The organism is Scytonema sp. UIC 10036 (assembly GCF_009725235.1).
Genome location: NZ_WJFC01000066.1, coordinates 42888 through 61260, shown reverse-complemented (window position 1 = coordinate 61260; position 18373 = coordinate 42888). Strand labels below are relative to the sequence as shown.

The 18373-nt window shown below is 39.7% G+C and carries 23 protein-coding genes and 1 pseudogene; 13 read left to right on the top strand and 11 right to left on the bottom strand.

Annotated elements, in window-relative coordinates:
• The first annotated feature begins 26 nt into the window (after positions 1-26).
• From F7734_RS27865 to F7734_RS27855, 3 genes are all read left to right on the top strand, one after another.
• Positions 27-263, top strand: coding sequence for an element excision factor XisH family protein (locus F7734_RS27865; protein ID WP_155747848.1), 237 nt, complete (start codon positions 27-29; stop codon positions 261-263).
• Positions 254-586, top strand: a complete 333-nt coding sequence (locus F7734_RS27860; protein WP_155747847.1) for a XisI protein — start codon at positions 254-256, stop codon at positions 584-586. Before F7734_RS27865 ends, F7734_RS27860 begins: the two co-directional genes overlap by 10 nt.
• A gap of 109 nt (positions 587-695) precedes the next feature.
• Entirely contained in the window at positions 696-3113 is a 2418-nt protein-coding gene (locus tag F7734_RS27855; protein WP_155747846.1) for an ATP-binding protein, read from the top strand.
• Between the two features lie 5 nt (positions 3114-3118).
• Here the strand turns inward: F7734_RS27855 and F7734_RS27850 are convergent, their stop codons facing one another.
• Both F7734_RS27850 and F7734_RS27845 read right to left on the bottom strand, forming a co-directional pair.
• Entirely contained in the window at positions 3119-3646 is a 528-nt protein-coding gene (locus tag F7734_RS27850; RefSeq protein WP_166482195.1) for an anthrone oxygenase family protein, read from the bottom strand.
• A gap of 115 nt (positions 3647-3761) precedes the next feature.
• The gene (locus F7734_RS27845; protein WP_155747845.1) at positions 3762-4661 is read right to left on the bottom strand and encodes an AraC family transcriptional regulator; all 900 of its coding nucleotides are present in this window, start codon (positions 4659-4661) and stop codon (positions 3762-3764) included.
• Between the two features lie 292 nt (positions 4662-4953).
• Here F7734_RS27845 and F7734_RS27840 point away from each other — a divergent pair, with 292 nt between their 5' ends.
• Positions 4954-5466 carry a GNAT family N-acetyltransferase gene (locus F7734_RS27840; protein ID WP_243147123.1) on the top strand — a complete coding sequence of 171 codons (513 nt, stop codon included), beginning with the start codon at positions 4954-4956 and terminating at the stop codon, positions 5464-5466.
• Positions 5467-5605: 139 nt separating this feature from the next.
• Entirely contained in the window at positions 5606-6466 is an 861-nt protein-coding gene (locus tag F7734_RS27835; protein WP_166482194.1) for a TOMM precursor leader peptide-binding protein, read from the top strand.
• 51 nt (positions 6467-6517) lie between these two features.
• On the opposite strand, the gene F7734_RS27830 is transcribed toward F7734_RS27835, so the two are convergent.
• Positions 6518-7771: an AAA family ATPase gene (locus tag F7734_RS27830; protein ID WP_155747843.1), complete on the bottom strand. Its 1254-nt coding sequence runs from the start codon at positions 7769-7771 to the stop codon at positions 6518-6520.
• Between the two features lie 192 nt (positions 7772-7963).
• Between F7734_RS27830 and F7734_RS27825 the strand changes: the two genes are divergently transcribed.
• The 5 genes from F7734_RS27825 to F7734_RS62250 all read left to right on the top strand — a co-directional run bounded on the left by F7734_RS27825 (position 7964) and on the right by F7734_RS62250 (position 10853).
• A complete protein-coding gene (locus F7734_RS27825) occupies positions 7964-8194 on the top strand; it encodes an addiction module protein (protein WP_155747842.1) in 231 nt (76 codons plus the stop codon).
• Positions 8191-8496 (top strand): type II toxin-antitoxin system RelE/ParE family toxin, encoded by a 306-nt coding sequence (locus tag F7734_RS27820; protein ID WP_155747841.1) that lies wholly within the window; start codon positions 8191-8193, stop codon positions 8494-8496. Before F7734_RS27825 ends, F7734_RS27820 begins: the two co-directional genes overlap by 4 nt.
• A 333-nt stretch (positions 8497-8829) precedes the next feature.
• Positions 8830-9849, top strand: a complete 1020-nt coding sequence (locus F7734_RS27815) for a HEAT repeat domain-containing protein (protein WP_155747840.1) — start codon at positions 8830-8832, stop codon at positions 9847-9849.
• Between the two features lie 60 nt (positions 9850-9909).
• On the top strand, positions 9910-10605 hold the full coding sequence (locus tag F7734_RS27810; RefSeq protein ID WP_207714229.1) for a pentapeptide repeat-containing protein: 696 nt from the start codon (positions 9910-9912) through the stop codon (positions 10603-10605).
• On the top strand, positions 10599-10853 hold the full coding sequence (locus tag F7734_RS62250; protein WP_207714228.1) for a hypothetical protein: 255 nt from the start codon (positions 10599-10601) through the stop codon (positions 10851-10853). The genes F7734_RS27810 and F7734_RS62250 overlap by 7 nt, the downstream gene beginning before the upstream one ends.
• Before the next feature lie 42 nt (positions 10854-10895).
• Here the strand turns inward: F7734_RS62250 and F7734_RS27805 are convergent, their stop codons facing one another.
• Positions 10896-11225 (bottom strand): hypothetical protein, encoded by a 330-nt coding sequence (locus tag F7734_RS27805; protein ID WP_155747839.1) that lies wholly within the window; start codon positions 11223-11225, stop codon positions 10896-10898.
• Here F7734_RS27805 and F7734_RS66290 point away from each other — a divergent pair.
• Entirely contained in the window at positions 11217-11342 is a 126-nt protein-coding gene (locus F7734_RS66290; RefSeq protein WP_347566295.1) for a hypothetical protein, read from the top strand. The two genes, F7734_RS27805 and F7734_RS66290, sit on opposite strands and share 9 nt — an antisense overlap.
• A 93-nt stretch (positions 11343-11435) precedes the next feature.
• Here the strand turns inward: F7734_RS66290 and F7734_RS27800 are convergent, their stop codons facing one another.
• On the bottom strand, positions 11436-11687 hold the full coding sequence (locus F7734_RS27800; protein ID WP_155747838.1) for a type II toxin-antitoxin system HicA family toxin: 252 nt from the start codon (positions 11685-11687) through the stop codon (positions 11436-11438).
• On the bottom strand, positions 11680-12189 hold the full coding sequence (locus F7734_RS27795) for a DUF4365 domain-containing protein (RefSeq protein WP_155747837.1): 510 nt from the start codon (positions 12187-12189) through the stop codon (positions 11680-11682). Before F7734_RS27795 ends, F7734_RS27800 begins: the two co-directional genes overlap by 8 nt.
• 154 nt (positions 12190-12343) lie before the next feature.
• Between F7734_RS27795 and F7734_RS27790 the strand changes: the two genes are divergently transcribed.
• Positions 12344-13609 carry a hypothetical protein gene (locus F7734_RS27790; protein WP_155747836.1) on the top strand — a complete coding sequence of 422 codons (1266 nt, stop codon included), beginning with the start codon at positions 12344-12346 and terminating at the stop codon, positions 13607-13609.
• 70 nt (positions 13610-13679) lie between these two features.
• Here the strand turns inward: F7734_RS27790 and F7734_RS27785 are convergent.
• The 3 genes and pseudogenes from F7734_RS27785 to F7734_RS27775 form a co-directional block, all read right to left on the bottom strand.
• Positions 13680-14131 (bottom strand): annotated as a pseudogene (locus F7734_RS27785) (phosphate-starvation-inducible PsiE family protein).
• Positions 14132-14674: 543 nt separating this feature from the next.
• Entirely contained in the window at positions 14675-15211 is a 537-nt protein-coding gene (locus F7734_RS63940) for a GNAT family N-acetyltransferase (RefSeq protein ID WP_166482192.1), read from the bottom strand.
• A complete protein-coding gene (locus tag F7734_RS27775; RefSeq protein ID WP_155747835.1) occupies positions 15211-15534 on the bottom strand; it encodes a DUF1778 domain-containing protein in 324 nt (107 codons plus the stop codon). Before F7734_RS27775 ends, F7734_RS63940 begins: the two co-directional genes overlap by 1 nt.
• A 134-nt stretch (positions 15535-15668) precedes the next feature.
• On the opposite strand from F7734_RS27775, the gene F7734_RS65525 reads away from it, so the two are divergent.
• The gene (locus F7734_RS65525) at positions 15669-15755 is read left to right on the top strand and encodes an element excision factor XisI family protein (protein WP_279239774.1); all 87 of its coding nucleotides are present in this window, start codon (positions 15669-15671) and stop codon (positions 15753-15755) included.
• 111 nt (positions 15756-15866) lie between these two features.
• Here F7734_RS65525 and F7734_RS27765 read toward each other — a convergent pair whose 3' ends face one another.
• Together F7734_RS27765 and murJ are read right to left on the bottom strand one after the other, a co-directional pair.
• A complete protein-coding gene (locus tag F7734_RS27765; protein WP_155747834.1) occupies positions 15867-16388 on the bottom strand; it encodes a hypothetical protein in 522 nt (173 codons plus the stop codon).
• A gap of 222 nt (positions 16389-16610) precedes the next feature.
• Positions 16611-18239, bottom strand: a complete 1629-nt coding sequence (gene murJ / locus F7734_RS27760) for a murein biosynthesis integral membrane protein MurJ (RefSeq protein WP_166482191.1) — start codon at positions 18237-18239, stop codon at positions 16611-16613.
• Positions 18240-18373 lie beyond the last annotated feature (134 nt).

Below are 18373 nucleotides of genomic sequence, written 5' to 3'. Positions count from 1 at the left end.
GCCTGCCACCTTTGCCTTGATTTTAGATGCGTTTGCCCTGGGGGTCAAATGTCTCGGAATTTCATACTGCTCTTGGGCAATTTCTAAATTACCAATTTGCTCTTGAAGAATTCGATCCCCAAAGAAAACTTGATCTTGCGGTGCCAGAATCAATTTATAAATCTTTCTTTCAGCGTCGTTTTACACGGTCAGTGGTTGAACGAATTCAAATTAACTTACTGATTTATAATGAAAAGCAGGAGGAAATTGTTCAATGGCTGTAGAACAATATCGTCAAATCATTCAACAATTAATTTTAGAACGGGCGCAGCGACGATTAGCGCAACAGGAAATCGAGACACAAGCTGTATTAGATACTGCTCGCGACCACTACCTTTTACTACATACGGGCTGGCGCGGTAACAATCGAACGCATGGATGCAGTATGCACCTTGATATCAAAGATGGTAAAATTTGGATACAGCATGATGGGACTGAAGTCGGTATTGCTACACTATTGCTCGAACATGGCGTGCCTAAAGAAGATATAGTTTTGGGGTTTCACTCGCCTTATATGCGCCAATTTACTGAGTTCGCTACCCAATAAATTTCTTAAAAGATTTACAGAAACTTATCAGAAATTGCCAAGAGTGGGGGTGTAGACTAGACAAGGACTGACGCAACAACTTGAATATACATCCCCTCGTCGTAAGGTAATGGACGCCGAAGCAGTGCTGGCTTGGTTAGAAACCGTAATTCCTGCTCAGACCGGCGAACGGTTGAGCGAACTGCAAAAAGTTATTCTTCAACAAGTTTGGCTGGGTCGAAAATACCTGGAAATCGCTAATTCTTACGGTTGTACGGAAGGACACGCCAAAGATGTTGGCTCTCATTTGTGGAAGATTCTTTCCAAAGCGTTAAAGGAAAAGATTACTAAGAGTAATTGTCGAGCAACTTTGGAGCGATATTGGAAGAAAACTAGTGTTATCTCGAATCTACTTGAGGTATCGCGGTTTTCTGAGAACTTTACCATCAGAAAAGAGCAATCAAGTGCAGAATTCACCACAAAACAAGAAAATGTTAACTTTCTTGGTCGCACAGAAGCAATTTCTCACCTCCATACCTTAGTCGAGCAAGGTGTAAAAGTTATTGTTATTCAAGGTGAGGGAGGAGTAGGTAAAACGACTCTAGCTCAGGAGTACTTACAAACTCAAGGGTTTGATTTGGTATTGGAACTCCTAATGGCAAAGGAGACTCAGAATATCACTGCGGCGGAACATGTCATTGAAGAGTGGTTGAAACAGGATTTTGATGAAGAACCGGGAATTGAATTTGGGGTGACGTTGGGACGGTTGAAGCGGAAACTTCATACCTGTCGCGTTGGAGTTTTGATTGATAATTTGGAACCAGCACTCGACGGACAAGGACTGTTTATTGCTGCTCACCGAAATTATGTGGAATTATTACGCGTTTTAGCGGATGCGAGAGTGCAATCTGTAACGTTAATTACGAGTCGCGATCGCCTTTGCGAACCTGAGGTGAATGTAGAGCACTATCGTCTCCCCGGACTGGATAGAACCGCTTGGCAGCAATTTTTTACCAAAAGAGGATTACCGATTGATTTAACCACTTTACAAAGTATGCACCGTGCTTATGGAGGAAATGCGAAAGCAATGGGTATTCTTTGCGGTTCAATTCAGCAGGATTTTGATGGAGATACTATTACCTACTGGCAAGAACATCAAGCCCAACCACTGGCTGTAGTTGATTTAAAAAATTTAGTTGTCAGTCAAATTAACCGTTTGCAAGCTTTAGATCCTCTAGCATATCGCCTGCTTTGCCGTTTGGGATGTTACCGCTATCAAGATGTTTCTAAAATTCCTAAAGAAGGGGTTTTTAGTTTATTATGGGATGTCTTACCTTCCCAGCACCAACAAATTTTAACTTCTTTAAAAAATCGGTCTTTAGTAGAGTGGAGTAAAGAGGAGTACTGGCTTCATCCAGCGATTCGTTGTGAGGTGATTTCCCACTTGCGGATGAGCGATGAATGGGAAATAACCAACCGTAAAGCGGCGGAATTTTGGACAGGAAGCATACAGAAAATTACTACATTTAAAGATGCTTTGCAAGCTCTAGAAGCTTACTATCACTATGTAGAAATTAACGAATTTGAATTAGCAGGTCAGGTGATTCTTAAAAGTAGAAATAACCAATGGCAACAATTTTTACCATTAGGTAGCACCTTATATCGGATGGGATGGCTGCAACCTCTAATTGCTGCCATTATAATCGTTATTAAAAAAGTTTCTTCAGATAAAAATCTCAGCGAACTTTATAATATATTAGGGGATTTATACTGGATTATCGGAAAAGTACAATCAGCGATAGAATGTCAGGAAAAATCTATCGAACTAGCGAAAAAGACTATAAAATTTCTACCAAGAATACAGGAAAATAAACACAAATTATACTATTTTAAAATGTTAGAAGTCGATGCCCTATTGAGCATTGGTCTTTATAAAATTGACTTGTGGGAACTAGATGCATCTGCACAATTATTTCAACAGGTTATTGACTTAGCTCAAAATACCGACCATCATCGGTGGGCAGAAAAGGCAACTGTGTGTCTGGCTCTAGTGAATTCTTATTTGGGGATTTTAGATGAAGCATATGCACTGGCTGATAAGGCTTATCACGCGATCGCAACACAACAACCTGTTAAATCCAGTGGCAGATTTGCCTATTTCATGCAAATTTTAGGTCAAACATATGTGAATTTGAAGAATTTTGCTAAAGCAGAGGAAATGTTCCTCATGGCGTTGACTTTTGCTGAAGAAAGTCACTACACGCAAGTCAAAGCAAAAACACTTTGTGGTATAGCAGAAATTTATCGGCAAAAAGCAAAATTTGAATTAGCTATTGGCAAGAATTTAGAAGCTATAGAACTTTTGAAGAAGATCGGAGCCAAATGTGATTTAGCGATCGCTTACTTTCAATCAGGGTTAACTTATTCTAACATAGACAACAGACAAGAAAGCAAAATTCATTTTGAGCGAGCCATTCGACTGTTTACTGAGATGCAAGCTCCAAAACAAATTGAAAAAATTTTCAAGTACTTGAAAAATGAAATGTAAAATTTCTAAATGCGTTTAGCTAGTTTTGGGGTTTCAGAAACAATGTGAGTCCCCGGACGGTTTTCTGCTGGAGTTTCAACAAGTACAGAAAGCAATAATACACCAAATCCGAGCAATTGCAGAACAAAACGAGCTATATGGGAATATTCCCACTGGTTTCTAACCTTTGTCCAATCTGCTGGTACCGATCGAGGCGTCCATTGAAAAATCTCACGATTCATAGGTTCTGTAAACACCAAGAAAACTATGAAGAACGCTAGCGCTATGCAGACAGTTCCAAATAGAGTTAACTGGAAAGCAGGTTGTCGCTTGCGGACTAAGAACGTCAGTACTGGAGTTGCCAAGAAAACCGTAACACCTTCTATGGGTCCGGCTATATGTCCAAAGCCCCAATACAAGCTTTGGTTAATTGTTGTCCAGAGTGCGGCGTCGTAGTTCATCTTCGCTGGAAACTCCAACGCATGACCGAATGCAGAACCCATTGTCAGTGCAGCCACAATGATGGTAATGAAGCGCCAGGTTCTCAAAAACACGATTAATGACCTCCCTATTTCATGGTGAAAGCAGTCGTTGACGATGCCATCGACTTTAGTATGTAAAATCTTGAGAATCCATGTCTTGCAAATTCCTGTACTTTTGAGCAGATTCTTACTGACTGTTGAGGAATGCTTTAGGGCTGCTACCAACCTGACGTTTGAAATGATGGCTTAAATGACTTTGGTGAGCAAAGCCAAGTCTATGAGCAATTTCTGCAAGGCTCAGTTCGCCCTGAAGCAACAACTGTTTGGCGCGATCGATCCGACAGCGAATCACATACTGATGCGGCGCTCGCCCAGTGGATTGTTTGAACAACCGGGAAAAATAACTCGGACTCATGCAAGCGATCGCAGCTAAAGTTGTTAGTGTTAAGTCTTGGTTGAGATGCGCGTGGATATAGTCCACAACTTGCTGCAATGTACGTTTGGGCAAACCATTGACAATTGAAGGCAGTAAATAGTTCTGGACAGAATAATGCCGCAACAAATGCGCCATTAATGCAGTCTTCACAGCATCCACATACAAGCGTCCTCCAATTCCACCCGATTCCAATTCTGTTTTGAGGGTTAATCCAATACCATGAATGAGAGGATCGGATGGATTCAAGATGGGGAGAAGTTCCACACCACGAGCGTTGCTTGTCTCAGCTATATGCCGTGCTAAGACGTCTGGTTCAAATGACAGCACTATAAACTGATGCTCGACTTCCCAATTCGCCCGAATTTGAGTATTTGCAGGTAACACTCTCACTGTTCCACTACTCACCGAATTTAACTGGTTGAGTCCTTCAATGGATTCAAAGATGGGCGATGGCGAGGTGCGATCGTGAATGATGATGCGATGTTGCGGACAAGAATGTTCAACCATTTCAAATGGCAATTGGCGGTAATAGTGCAGGTACAGCCCGCCCCAATCGGTTGACAAGGTGGACACAAGCGGTATATTTGGGGTTTGCCGTGAAAGATCGTCATTCCCGACTATATCCCTCCTCAGAGTTTCTTTTGCCACCATGACTCACAGTCTCCATATCCTGCCAAGCTGCTATCGTTTAACTTATACCAATTTGAACAAAGAATGCGACAGATAGTTAGTGCTTGTGATGAGTTGAGCCATTCATCTTTTTCCATTCACGTTTATGCATATGATTGCTGCTCAATACCTCATCATCTTATCAAGTTCGTTAGTCTTAGTCAATTTTGTTAAGAAAATCGTTATTAGTATGAAGCTCTAAATCAATTCTAGACATGACTTTCTCAATCCAAAATCTAAAATCTAAAATCCAAAATCTAAAATCCAAAATGGTATGAGCAGAAATGATTTCATTTTAGCGATGCGATCGCGGCAAGCAAACACAAACGATATAGATTTTATACTCTCGCAAGAAAGTAGGGATGAATATGCAACTTTTATCATCCGATGGAGTCGAGATGAACACAGAAAAAATCTTGCCAATCCTGACAAACAATACTTCATTATTGAAAATGAATTGGGACAACCAAGCGGTTATGTTATCTTATCGGGTTTAAAGTCACCCAATCGTAGTATTGAGTTAACTAGAATCGTCATTACTCAACCAGGATTGGGATACGGTAAGAGTATTTTACGCATTCTCATCAAAATGATTTTTGAAGAGTATAAAGCTCATCGCTTTTGGTTGGATGTTTTTGAACATAACCAACGAGCCAGACACGTTTATCAAACCTGTGGCTTTAAGGAAGAAGGCGTTTTACGAGAAGCTGTCAGGCAAGGAGATAAGTATTCGTCTTTAGTAATTATGTCACTACTTGAAAGTGAATATTTTACTGAAAATACTTAAGCCCCAAGGAAACATTAAGCACCAGTTTACAGAAAAGTAGTATCAATTGTTTCAAAAATTATTCTAGAAACTCTATTTTTGCAATAAAGCATTACAGTATTTAATGTTATATGTCTACTACCTAAATTTAGATAATATTATGTTTTATAAACCAATGTTTAAACCTCACTACCATGTTAGAGTGGTAGAACCTGATGTTGTGTACCTCCTTAGCGAGCAAGGGCAATGCGCTCTTGGTGGTCGTTTATACGTCCTTCTAGCTCCGTTTTTAAATGGTCGTTATACTGTCTACGAGATAGTTCAGCAGTTAAACGAAGAATTTTCCCTGTTTGAAGTTCAGAATGCCTTAGCTCGTTTGAACAGCGAAGGATATCTTTCCGAAGCTTCAGCGACTCTCCCGCCACAAGTTGCTGCATTCTGGAATGGGTTGGGTGTAGAATCTGAAATTGCTCTTCGCAAACTGCAAGATAGTAGGGTTTCGGTAATCAGCTTTGGGAAAGTGGGAGTAGAGGCATTTGTCTCAGCTTTGGAATCGCTTTCGATTCAAGTAGGAGAGGGAGGAGAGTTTACAGTTGTTCTGACTGATAACTACTTACAACTGGGTTTAGACGAGTTTAATCGAGAAGCTGAAGAAACAAGAAAACCTTGGTTGCTTGCTAAGCCAGTTGGTACGGAGATTTGGTTGGGACCTCTGTTTGTTCCGGGGCAAACTGGTTGTTGGGAATGTCTTGCTCGATATTTGCGAAATCAGCGTGAAGCTGACACTATACTCAGGCAAGGAGTGTCACCATCATTACCCTCTTCTTTTGCAGTTCTTCCAGTGAGCTTTCAACTGGGGTTGAATTTGATAGCGATGGAAACAGCGAAATGGATTATTTGGGGAGAGCATCAACAGTTAACAGGTAAGCTAATTGCTTTCAATTTGGCATCTCTCTCTATGCAACACCAAGTTTTAGATAAGCTTTTGGAATGCCCTGTCTGTGGAGAGACTCAGTACTAGGGATTGGAAGTTGAATCCGTATCATCTTCAGCAATTATGGCGATAAAGCAGCTACTCATCAAGAATACCACTGTAAAACCAGTCGCCTAAGTCCCCTTCTTCACAAAGATACCCAACGACTTTCTGAATCTCTTGTTCTTGTAGCTTCCGAACCGTTGTCTGTCCATGATTTCGATAAACTAGGTTAATTCTTTCTGGCTTAGTCCATGCCACTACTTGTGGTGAATGAGTCGAGAGAATTAAATTTTCCTCAAAAGTGTATGCTTCAATTTCATTCAGTAACTTTGCTAGCATTCCAGGATGAATTTGTGTTTCAGGCTCTTCAATTATTGTCGTTGCACTAGGATATGAAGCAATTATTTCTATGAGAATCGATAGAACCCGAAGTGTTCCATCAGAGAGCAATCCAATATTGACTCCATCTAGCAATACTGAAGAAACAAATTCTTCGCCTTCGCCTTCAATTTTCTCTCTAGGTTCTTCGCTTAAAACAAACTTTTGTACGGTTATTTTGCTTCCAAGTCCAATTCGCTGACAAACACTTTCAAGTTCATGAAGTTCTCCCGTCTCTATACGACGAAGTATTTTACGAGCTAGACTATCTGCTAGCCCAAACGGACTAGAAGAAATGCCTTTGCTTGACACTTTTAGAAGAGACGGGCGACGTCTAAAGGTTTGACGGACAGGAGCCTTTCCAAGAAGGCGAACTCCTCTTAAAACAGCGTAAACCCATTGCATCTCATCAGGTAGCTTTAGTCGGGAGTTTTTTGGGAGATGTAATTGTCGAAGTGAGTTAGTATTTCCAAGAATAGTAATAATTGGAGCGCCACCATTGTTACCATTGCTGAAGGTCGTCACTCCAGTGTCAGTAGTCCATAAAAGTTCTTTGTCTCCATCAATATATTGGCAGTATTCGTTCCAGGAGAATTGACTCTCCTCAAAGCTATCACTCGTAGAGTCATCTATATCATCTAGGTCATCAATAGAATTAGGTAGAGATATAATCTCATACCTATACCTAAGCCGACGCTCGGTCGGTGTTAAAATTTCGATATCCAATATGTTGGGAATGCTATCATTGTCAAATAGCCGAACTTTACTGGTCTTACCAGTAGCCCATGATGAGATAGCTTCAAATCCTTCAAGGATAGCTGATTTGCCAGCCCCATTTCGACCAACTAATACCCCTACTTGGTCAAGCAGAAATACGGAAACTTGACCGCCTAGAGCAGTCCAACCGTCGAGAGTAAACGATAAGAGACGAGGCTGACTTGTTTTGGGCAAAATATAGCTTTTCCCTTCCATACTGACCATCTAAGTAAATTTTACCCAATTGCATCTATGTTTTGAAGTCATTGTGACCAAAAAAGAAAAAATGTCCGCTAAAAACTGAGATGCGTAAAGTATTGATTGGGAAAAAGAAAGCGATCGCGATCAATGGGCTGATAAAATTAGATGGTTAAGCATCGAGTCTGAATTTTTGGGATACACAACAGCATGACTGATACTGCGGAAAAACTCAAGTTAGAACTTTCTCAACTCTCTCTACAAGAACGTGCTGAACTAGCACATTTTTTAATCCAATCTTTAGAGGAAGGTGACAATGACGATCTAGAGGCGGCATGGGATACAGAATTAACCAAACGGTTGGAAGATATTCATCAAGGAACGGCGGTTGGTGAACCCTCAATTCAAGTATTTTCCCAGTTACGCGAGAAGTATTCATGAAATTTATCGTTATCCATACAGAAGCTCGGAAGGAGCTTGATGCAGCGATTTTTTACTATGAAGGACAAAAAGTAGGCTTGGGGCTTGATTTATTATCTGAGGTAGAGAAAACTATTGAGAAAATTCAACAAAATCCCAATGAAGGCTCGCCATACAAAATCACAGGGATACGCCGTTATACTATTCAACATTTTCCCTATCTCATTTTTTATAAAGAACTTGAAGAGGTGATTTTGGTGATTGCAATTGCCCACGGAAAACGCAAACCGGATTACTGGAAAAAGCGGAAAATGGAGATGTAATTATTTGGGCATCGCAACGCCCAGAGCACGCAACCCAAAACCCGTATCAAAGGGTTAAGCTAAAGCCTAGTCAAGGAATTCGATATCATTGTGGGATGAAATCCGCTATGTGAGTAGATTGTGGGGAGATGTCGTTCGAGGCATATTTCTCGCTCTTTCCTACAGCAGTTAAACTACCCTACTGTATGCGCTTGCGTAACAACAGAATTCTTACGTAAGATAAGTTACGATCTATTTTTGTTTTACAGAAAATTTCTAGTGGTTAACAAAAGTCATAAATTCAGAGCCATTATACTTCCAGTTCTAAGTGTGTTAGGAATTGTAAACTTATCATTGTTAACAAATGCAAAAATACTAGCTCAGGCTCAGTCTGATTCAACAATAATTTCTCTGTGTGCAGGAATAAATATTAAGCAGTATATTAAACAAACAAGAAATGGTTCACTGTCTGCTTTCAAAAAGCTAGTAGAATGTAACTCCAAAGCCGTACCCTACCTCATCAAAGACCTCAACAATCGGGATGAAACTGTTCGCTTTATTACAATGTCTGTACTTAGTGAAATTGGTGTAAATGCAGCACCAGCATCACGTTACTTAACCGCATCACTCAACAATCCTAGTAAGGATCTTCGATTTCTGACTGTCCATACATTAGGAAAAATTGGTATCGGAGCAAAAGAAACTGTTCCGGCATTAATTACTGCCCTTGAAGATGATAATTATGATAATTATAGGATATTCGGCTATATGGCTATAAGTGCTATAGCTAGAATTAGGGGAAACTTAAAATATGCATCTGCTAATTTGATTGAAGCTTTAAAACTGCATGTAAAATATGGTGGTGGACAATATGCCTTTTCTGATAGTTTGATTGTTTCTTCTCTAGTTCAAATTGGTAAAGACGCTGTTCCAGTTGTCATTACAGCTCTTCAAGATAAAAATGATATTGTCCGTTATGAGGCTGCTGGAGTATTAGGACAAATTGGTACAGCAGCAAAAGAAGCACTGCCTGAACTTACTAACGTTTTCTTAAATAGAAAGAATGTAAATTATGTTCGTTATAAAGCTTTACAGGCTATAAACACGATTTCCCCTGATAAGAATATTCTCTCCGTTGTCAACATATATAAGGAGAATTTTATGCTCTCGCCTTATTATGCATCTGGAAGTAGAGTGGGTAAGGTAAGGAAAGTAACAAGAAATTACTTAGCTGCCAAACCACTTGTAGTATGTAAAGTTTCAATAATACGAACTTTACTTCCTTGGAAATGTCCAGACGAGAAGCTGACTGAAAATATAGAACCACAGGTTGATAAAAAAACAGATAATCCTCAGCCACAAAAAAGATTATAACAGATGAATAAAAATCACAAATCTTTGTAAAAATAATTTTAATTGTACTAATGGAAATTGATGAAATATCAACCTCATCCCACTAATTTAAAAAGTGGAAACTTCAAGGGAAAAGATTTTACAGGAGCGGATTTTAGCCATGCCGATATTCGGGGTGCAGATTTTAGTAACGCAGTTTTGATTGGTACGAATTTCTGCAACTCTAAAGCAGGCTTACCACATTTCTGGGTTATTAGTCTGACAGGATTGTCAATTATTATGGCATTCTTAGCTGGAATAGTTTCAGGCTATGCTGCTGCACTTATAGGGGATTTATTGAGTAACCATAGTTATGGATTCTACTTTTTTGGGTTGTTCTCCTTAATCACCTTAGTACTTTTTTTTAGTGTTATTTTCTGGCGTGGTCTAGGAGTAATGCTGGTAACAATAGCTGATGTCTTAGTTGCTTGTCTAATTGTAGCAGTTGCGTTTTTACCAAACAAAGAACCTGGATTATTTCTTACCGTCGATGCACAATTTACAGCGATCGCTTTAGCTGGGGCAATGGTTAGTGTCATTAATATGGCTGTAGCTGTGGCTTTAGCAAAAGTCCTAGTTATCCCTTTGGCTACAACTTCTACTGGATTAACGAGTTTTATTGGTATTATACTTGGTGTTTCACTGGGAGTCAGGTCAAATGAATTAATTTATATTCAAGCAGTCTTAATTGCTTTGACTCTAATGAACCGGATAAACCTGGAATTAAAGAAATGCTAACCGACCTGCAAGCCGCTATTGAAGCTGATACTAGCTTGAGTGAAGAGGACAAAGCTGAAGCTTTAGAACAGGTGAAAAAAATTGCAGAAGCAGGTCAAAAGCCAGAAGATGGGTCTATGCAGAAAATAGCTAAAAATGCGCTGACATTCTTGAAAGGATTAGTTGTAGATCTGCCTTCTACAGCAGAAATTGTTAAAACTTGTGGCAACCTCATACCTATTATTAAACAGTTTTTTGGATTGCCATAATGTGATTTTTTAAAGCATATTCAGTAGCAACTGAATTAGATGTTATGGGTTTAATGCTGAATAGACTCGTGCTTTAAGTAAAATCATATGTTCTAATTGCTCGTAAACGTCCAACTCTGCTAATTCTATTGAACTGAGTATTGCAGAGCGATTTTTTTCTAATAATTCTTGCTGGCGTGTTTGAGCTGGGAATGAAACTTTAAAACTAATTATTTCTTCTGGAGTTGGGCGCTTAATTAAAAAGTCAAGAACTTCTTGATAAGCTGCGGGAATATCTTTAGTCTCAGCTAGAACTGGCGATTGACAATTGGTTGGTAAATTTGCAACATCTAACAATTGCCAAAGCAATTCGGGTAAGCGATTTTGCGTCATGTTTTAAACGTTGAGCCAGTTCATCAGAAATTTGAATTGTTAATTCTGCCCGAAGCGATCGCTTCCTTAGTGCTATCCGGCTTGTCTCGTATCCAAATTATAGCTCAATACTATTGAGTTACGAAAATTTTAGCTTTACTACCCTTCCACGCTGTTCAAAACCTTCACAAACTTCCCCCACCTACAACAAGCAAACTTGTATCTCTCATACTAGCTTGCCACCTTGTCCAAAGAACGGTTAAATTTATCGGTATCCATTAAACCATGTTCTGATAATATGCGACGTACAGCTACTAAATGCACCATTCGTACATACTCTTGTTGCTCGTAACCAGGTAGAACAACTAATGTAGCAGATGATGGATACTCGTATATTTTGTATGAGCCAGTAGTTGGTACTGTTGCAAAACCTAAGCTATAGAGCAGATCTTCTAGCTCCTTAAATTTAATTTCTCTAACCATAATGACGAATCACTCCTTGTAGCTGGTTGAGAACATCATTTTTAAATTTAGCAAATTTTTCGCTCGCCTGTTGATTTAATATATTGTCTTTAGGTAAACGAATAGTTACACTTTCACGAATTTTGGAGATGTCAAATTCCTCCAAGCTTTCAAAGTATGCTTGTAAATACAGCCAGTAAGCTTGACTGTCTCTTGCATCATATATAATTAAAATGCATGGCATTGGCTCAAACAACCACAGTTCTAAATCCGAGCGTGTAAGCGCAAAACTAATAGTTTTTTGGTCTGTCAGAGTAGAGAGTGAATCCGTAGCCTTTAACTGTATATATATTTGACCATTCTCAATTTCCCCTTCAGCATCATAAGTAAAGATGATTAAGTCATAGCCATAATCATACTCAACCCGTTCTACAGAGTAACCGCACAAGAATATATATCGTTCAACGTAATTAACACTTAAGTCTGCTATTATGTGCTCTCTTGGTCGCTTCTTTCTTAGCATCTACTCGGTCTTTTTAGTTTGAATTTTGTAAAAAATATCACAACCGTACTTACATAAGAGTATTGTAGGATAGCGAAATTGCTTATTTTACATATATTTTATAAATAAAATAGAATTGTTATAAAATTTACAACTTTAGGAGTAAAAATCCACTATGAAATGTATTCAATGTGGCACTGATAATACACTTAAAGACAGGACAGCCAATTACGGGCGTTGTAAAAACTGCTCTCATCCGTTTACTTTTGAACCCACTAGTATGACTGGGGTTAGATTTACCGATCCTTTTTTTGCTAAAGCTATTGCAGATATTTCAGCAAATCATACACTTTTTTTTACAAAAAAGCAACTTTTTTATATTCTTAATAGAAAATTGCAAAACAAAAATCAAGGCTCATGGATATTTTTGTGGATAGTTTTCGTTATAGGAAGTTTTTATTTCTTTGGATATTTGGGATTATCCGCATTGCTCTTAGTCATTTTCTTCGCCCAAATGCGAGCGATTAAGCATTCTGATTCACAACGTAAGAAATTAGCAAAATCATTAATAATCTTGGGAGCTATCACTTTGGTAGCAGGTATCTTTTATAGTTTAGGTGTCAATTCCTTTCGTTCATTTGTAGGTAGCGTAGTTTTAGGAATGCTAGCTATTTACTTAGGAACAGGCGAAATAGGGCGATCGGCTACTATTAGGCAAAAATTTCTGATTAGCGATCGCCAACTTGATGAGTGGCTAACATCTTGGATACGAGTTAACAATCGAATTGATAAAATTTTACCTTCTCCCCAACAACAAAGTACACCTATGACTATCAATTCTGATGTGACTGCTTATAGTTTCGATAGGTTAGTGGTGTGCGATAGTGCAGAAATTACCCAAATGTTAATCGCCAATAACTTTCATTTTGAAAATAACTGTGCCATTCTCAGTATCACTGGCTATCCCCAAAATATTTTTGATACTACCATGCAAATGCTGCGCCGCAATGCTGATTTAAAAGTGTATGCATTACATGATTGTAGCCCTACAGGTATGGATTTGTTAAATCAGATCCGCACCAGCCCGGAATGGTTTAGAGATAGCAATGTCACGATTATTGATGTAGGATTATTACCACGCCAAATTATGGCTGCAAGTCGTGGGATGTTCATTCAAGCTTCTCCAGAATCGGCTGAGGCTGCTAAACGACTTTTACCAGAAATTCGCACCACTTTATCAACAGATGAATTGGAATGGTTAGAATCTGGTAACTTTGTGGAATTAGAATCATTTAGCCCTCAAAAGTTGATTCAAATCCTGAATCGTAGCATAACTAACAGTCGAACTTTAAATAGTGATGACAGCCACTTGATTCTTGTTGGCGATCCGGGAAGTTCGATGACTGATAGTTCTATATATGTTAACCAGACTTTTGGTTAACATAAAAACCAGAACTGACCTTTAAGTTATTATTACATTATTGTATAATCTGCAAACAGAAATAATACGTTCAACTTTGCTGTTTAATACTAAAACGAATAATCCAATAACTGATAGACAAAGCCAGGATAGCGGTTCCTAAACCTATGATATCGATACCCGAAACTTTTTCTAAATCTAGAATAATAATTTTTCTGGCAACAGCTATTAAAGAAGTTACATCACTAATTCAACTTGAATAATGTGCTTCTGAAGATAAGCCGTGATATTTTCTAAAATTTCTAAAGCAATTAAAATATTTAAGAATAACCCAAATATTTTAAATAATGCAGTATAAAAGTTGTGGAATTGGTATTAAACAGTTCTTGCGAACAGAAATACTGCTAAATTTACAACTGCTCCCAGAATAACTAATACCATGAAAAGAGATAAAACTTTAGAAACTAACACGACTATGTCTTCAATAAAGTGCAGAAAGTTATCATCTCTTAAAGCTTCTTTGATCCGTTTAAGAACTCTCATGTGCAGCACCTATTTATATGTGGAGTGAGCATTGCTAGCTCTGTCGAGGTAGATAAAAACTTCAGGAAATCAATAGCTCTCTCACCTCTTACCTCTACGTACTCTGCGTCTGTTGCGGTTAAATAAATTACTTTTAAACCTTCTAGGCGCACCAGAAAATAGAGAAAAAAGGAATTGCCACTTGAATCAAAATTTTATGCGTCACCTTGACAGGACTAGTAGGGCTAAAGCCCACCAAAATCCCTGTATAGTAAGTTTTACTTACTCCATAATACTTAAAATTATTTAAAAAAAATTTATTCAAAAGTTTTTTTGTTTAATGCCTTGCAGCAGTAGTAAATAAGGCTCTTGAAACGAACTCAGGTAACGATACATGGACTTTGAGAGTATTTCCCCCCTTTTGAAGTGGGCTAGGAGGGATAGTGCATAAAATCTGGTACTTCGAGAGACATCCTCTTAGGACGATGAATAACTGTAGGAGGCAAAAACTCTGCGATCGCAATTTTGGTCTGCCCCACCTCATCCAACATCCTATTGCGAGACTTAATTTTTATTAACTGCTCCAAAAATTTGAGCAATATTTTTCAGAGTACGAAACAGCTTATAGGGTTGGTCAGGAAAAGTTTGAAACTCAAACCTTTGGTAAAACCTCACCGCCTCATCGTCGATTGCCTCTACCACCACTGCAAAGCAACCAGTCGTTTTACTGACTCCCAAACTTCTACATAAAGCATCCATAATCAACAACTTCCCCCAACCATACCCCCTGTAATCAAGAGCTACCGCCAATCTCCCAATTAAAGTCACCCCAACAAGCGGATATTTGGGCAACTTTATAGCGATACTTTGGGGTAGTGATTCGAGATTGATGCCACTCATGGATAGGGTATAGTAGCCAATGATTTTTTGGCGTTCTCGGTCAAAGATAACGTAGGGAATAGCAATATTTCTCTTTTTATCTTGGGTGGCTATGGAATGCAAGTATCGATCCAGTTGTTCGTTTCCGCAGTTAAAAGCCTCTCGATTGTGATGGCTTTCGAGGGGTTCTATCCAAAAATCAACAGATTCTGGGGTTAACACTAGTTTTTAAACGATTTATTCATAATTTGCTTGTACCATTGGGCATCAGCATTAGCCTGCTCAGAGGGAATGGCAGGGTTTAACAAAGCCTCGGCAAAGGTGGCGCGATCGCGCTCGGTTAATTCCAGAAATTCATGATCCTTGATGATTTGTGTAGCCGCTTCAGCCAGAACTGCCACCATGAACTCAGTCAAGTTCTGTCCACGCAAACAAGCCGCCCTCTCCATCAGTTGCTTTTGCTCTTCTGTCACACGAGCCTCTAACCGAGCATTTTTCCGAATTTTATTAGCTTTGGTTGAGCCTGTACTTAGTTCCCTACTCATGATTGATAAAATTACGTGCTTTAGAAATATTATAACCTATAGTACGCGATTCAGCCGTACATGATTTCCATCTGGGTTGCAACTAGCGAGGACGTACTTGGGTTGGTAATAGAGGCTTCTATGATTGTTGTGTACTGCATTTAGGTGTACCGAAACAAGATATTGTTTTGGGTTTTCATGCTCCTTATAAACGTAAGTTTACTGATTATGCTGTAGGGTGATTTTTGTACATTGAGGCGGAGCCTCACCGAAGGCATTCCCAGGCTCCGCCTGGGAACGAGTAAGTATACTGTCGCATCAAGAACCTTCTTTACCAATGGCACTAAGAAGGATTAGAAGCGCAAGCCTACACCTGATTGAATGCTGAGAGCATCGGCCGAACTATTTTCATAAGCATCAATGCCCCACTTAGCGTCACCGTAGATGACGAAGTTGTTAGCGATTTCTCTTTCAGCACCGATTGTCACAACAGGTGAATTTTGATTGCCCAAAGGTGTGCTTTGACCTTCCTCAGTCACAAAGGAGTAACCACCACCGACATAAACGTTTGTATTTTTGGCAACAGGTACATCATAAGTGACTATTGGCATAGCAGCAGTTGCATCGCCACCGAACAAAACAGAACCGCGAACTGATACAGGGGCATTTGGAACAGCAAATCGTCCTTGAATATTACCACCCAATGTTGCTGCATCATTATCTTGTCCGCCGTTAGTCACACCAGCTGCCACTCCAGCGCCCAAGTAGTTAGCACTTGTACCGCGTGTTGGAACTGATTGTGCTGAGGCAATTCCCGCAGAAAGAATAACAGAAGCAAAAACAAGGGCAGAAGTTGCTAATTTTGTAAATTTCATAGGTCTTTCGTAACTAGAGTTCTTTAAAATCAATGCTTTCTAGTACTAGAGTCCCCTTTTTTACAAGATATGCCCTCATACACTTAGGTTACCCAAGCGGGTGAAGTTTTTTCCACCCACTTTGGTGAACATATCGTCTTTGAATTTCGCTAAAATAGTAACTGCAGATGGACGCAGACGAAGGCGGATAAATAATATCATCATATTATCAGCGTCCATCCGCTACAGGCTGCGGTTCAGAAAGCGCTGTTGCAACCTAGACACAAAGACATTCACTTCAGGTATTTTCAGACAAGCTGCGATCGCACCAAAAATACCCAAGCCTACTAAACCCGCAACAGATAGCTGCAACAATTGAATTGGCAACCCATCCTTACCCAAAAGCCTTTGAGAAAACTCAAGAGTCCCGTAACTAGCGACACCAGCCAGCACGCTACCAACAGTCATACCCAATATCGGTAGGCTCCACTCCAACCAAGGCAATCCATGAATCTTGCGATGTAGTAAAAAGAACAACATTAAAGTAGAACTAAAATTCACTCCTACGGTAGTTAACACTAAACCGGGAGCACCCAACTTCAGAATATTGATAAAAATGTAAGCTAAAACAACGTTAAGAAAGATATTAAAACTGCTTACGCGAAATGGTGTATCTCCATCGCCTAAAGCATAAAACACTCTGACTAAAACATCGCGTGCCAAGTAGACAAACATTCCGCTACCGTATGCAATCAGTAGAGAAGCAACCAATTGAGATTCATCTTTTTGGAAAGCCCCCCGTTCGTAAATAACGCGCACAATGGGTACAGCCAAGGCAATCATCAAAGCTCCTAAAGGCAGCATGGTAAAAGCAGACAGGATAATTCCTTGGCGAATGCGTAATTTGAGATCGTGCCAATCTTTAGGATCTGCCAGTCGGGAGAAGACTGGTAGTAGGGGAACCAAAATCATACTAGAAATGATTCCCAACGGTGTCTGTACTAAGAGATTGGCATTTGCCAGCGCTGCAGCAGCCGATGGAATATTAGAAGCAAAAAATAAAATAACCCAGAGGTTAATTTGCAGCATACCAGAGGAAATGGTGGCTGGCCCCATGATTTTCATGACCTCACCCACTCCCGGCTGATTTATATTAAATCGCAGGCGAAAACCACCCATTCCAGCTTGCGCTTGAGCGATAAGCTGTACCACCCATTGCAATATGGCTCCTGCTAAAGTTCCTCCTGCTAAAACCATTCCACCCAGCACGGCATACTCAGGAGTAGTCATTTTACTACCCAACTGCAGCCACAAAATCCCCAAACCGATAATAACGGTAATACTGGAAAATAAGGGGCTGATGGAAGGCAGCCAGAATAGATTCGCCGCATTGAGGGTGCCAAAACCAATACCAATTAACCCCGCAAGGATTGCCATTGGTGCCATAATCTGAAGTTGTTGGATGGCGATCGCTTTGACAGCGCCTCCTTGTGGTAATTGATTTAAACCTGGTGCTACCAAATCTATCAAATTCCCAGAAAAAAGAACCAAAATAATAGTGAGGACGAGCAGTACCGCACCCACAAGGGTTGTAATGGTTTCCACCAAAGGCGCTGCTTCTTCTTTATTGCGCTTCGCTAAGACACTTACAATAGCACTATGGAACGGTCCGTTGATCCCACCTAGTAAAATCAACAGAAAGCCGGGGATCACATAAGCGTATTGATAAGCATCAGCTACGACACCCAAACCAAAAGCAGCAGCAATGACTTGCTGCCGGACTAAACCTACAACTTTACTAATTAAAGTACCTGCGGCAACAATTCCCGCAATTCCCGCAATAGAACGAGAAACCTTTTTTTCTTGAGTCACAAATAATACCTGGCAACTTAATTTGGTTAGTGGTTAGTGGTTAGTGGTTAGTTGTTAGTGGTTAGTGGTTAGTAGTTAGTAGTTAGTAGTAAACCACTAACAACCAACAAATAACAACCAACAACTAACAACTA

Bases quoted from the DNA above. Each gene is read 5' to 3' on its own strand.
- F7734_RS27865 (WP_155747848.1), top strand. From the start codon at position 27: ATGCGTTTGCCCTGGGGGTCAAATGTCTCGGAATTTCATACTGCTCTT.
- F7734_RS27775 (WP_155747835.1), bottom strand. From the start codon at position 15,534: ATGAGTAGGGAACTAAGTACAGGCTCAACCAAAGCTAATAAAATTCGG.
- F7734_RS27840 (WP_243147123.1), top strand. From the start codon at position 4,954: ATGAGCAGAAATGATTTCATTTTAGCGATGCGATCGCGGCAAGCAAAC.
- F7734_RS27845 (WP_155747845.1), bottom strand. From the start codon at position 4,661: ATGGTGGCAAAAGAAACTCTGAGGAGGGATATAGTCGGGAATGACGAT.
- F7734_RS27855 (WP_155747846.1), top strand. From the start codon at position 696: ATGGACGCCGAAGCAGTGCTGGCTTGGTTAGAAACCGTAATTCCTGCT.
- F7734_RS62250 (WP_207714228.1), top strand. From the start codon at position 10,599: ATGCTAACCGACCTGCAAGCCGCTATTGAAGCTGATACTAGCTTGAGT.
- F7734_RS27805 (WP_155747839.1), bottom strand. From the start codon at position 11,225: ATGACGCAAAATCGCTTACCCGAATTGCTTTGGCAATTGTTAGATGTT.
- F7734_RS27790 (WP_155747836.1), top strand. From the start codon at position 12,344: ATGAAATGTATTCAATGTGGCACTGATAATACACTTAAAGACAGGACA.
- F7734_RS27825 (WP_155747842.1), top strand. From the start codon at position 7,964: ATGACTGATACTGCGGAAAAACTCAAGTTAGAACTTTCTCAACTCTCT.
- F7734_RS27835 (WP_166482194.1), top strand. From the start codon at position 5,606: ATGTTTTATAAACCAATGTTTAAACCTCACTACCATGTTAGAGTGGTA.
- F7734_RS27800 (WP_155747838.1), bottom strand. From the start codon at position 11,687: ATGGTTAGAGAAATTAAATTTAAGGAGCTAGAAGATCTGCTCTATAGC.
- F7734_RS27810 (WP_207714229.1), top strand. From the start codon at position 9,910: ATGAAATATCAACCTCATCCCACTAATTTAAAAAGTGGAAACTTCAAG.
- F7734_RS27820 (WP_155747841.1), top strand. From the start codon at position 8,191: ATGAAATTTATCGTTATCCATACAGAAGCTCGGAAGGAGCTTGATGCA.
- F7734_RS27860 (WP_155747847.1), top strand. From the start codon at position 254: ATGGCTGTAGAACAATATCGTCAAATCATTCAACAATTAATTTTAGAA.
- F7734_RS27830 (WP_155747843.1), bottom strand. From the start codon at position 7,771: ATGGAAGGGAAAAGCTATATTTTGCCCAAAACAAGTCAGCCTCGTCTC.
- F7734_RS27765 (WP_155747834.1), bottom strand. From the start codon at position 16,388: ATGAAATTTACAAAATTAGCAACTTCTGCCCTTGTTTTTGCTTCTGTT.
- F7734_RS27795 (WP_155747837.1), bottom strand. From the start codon at position 12,189: ATGCTAAGAAAGAAGCGACCAAGAGAGCACATAATAGCAGACTTAAGT.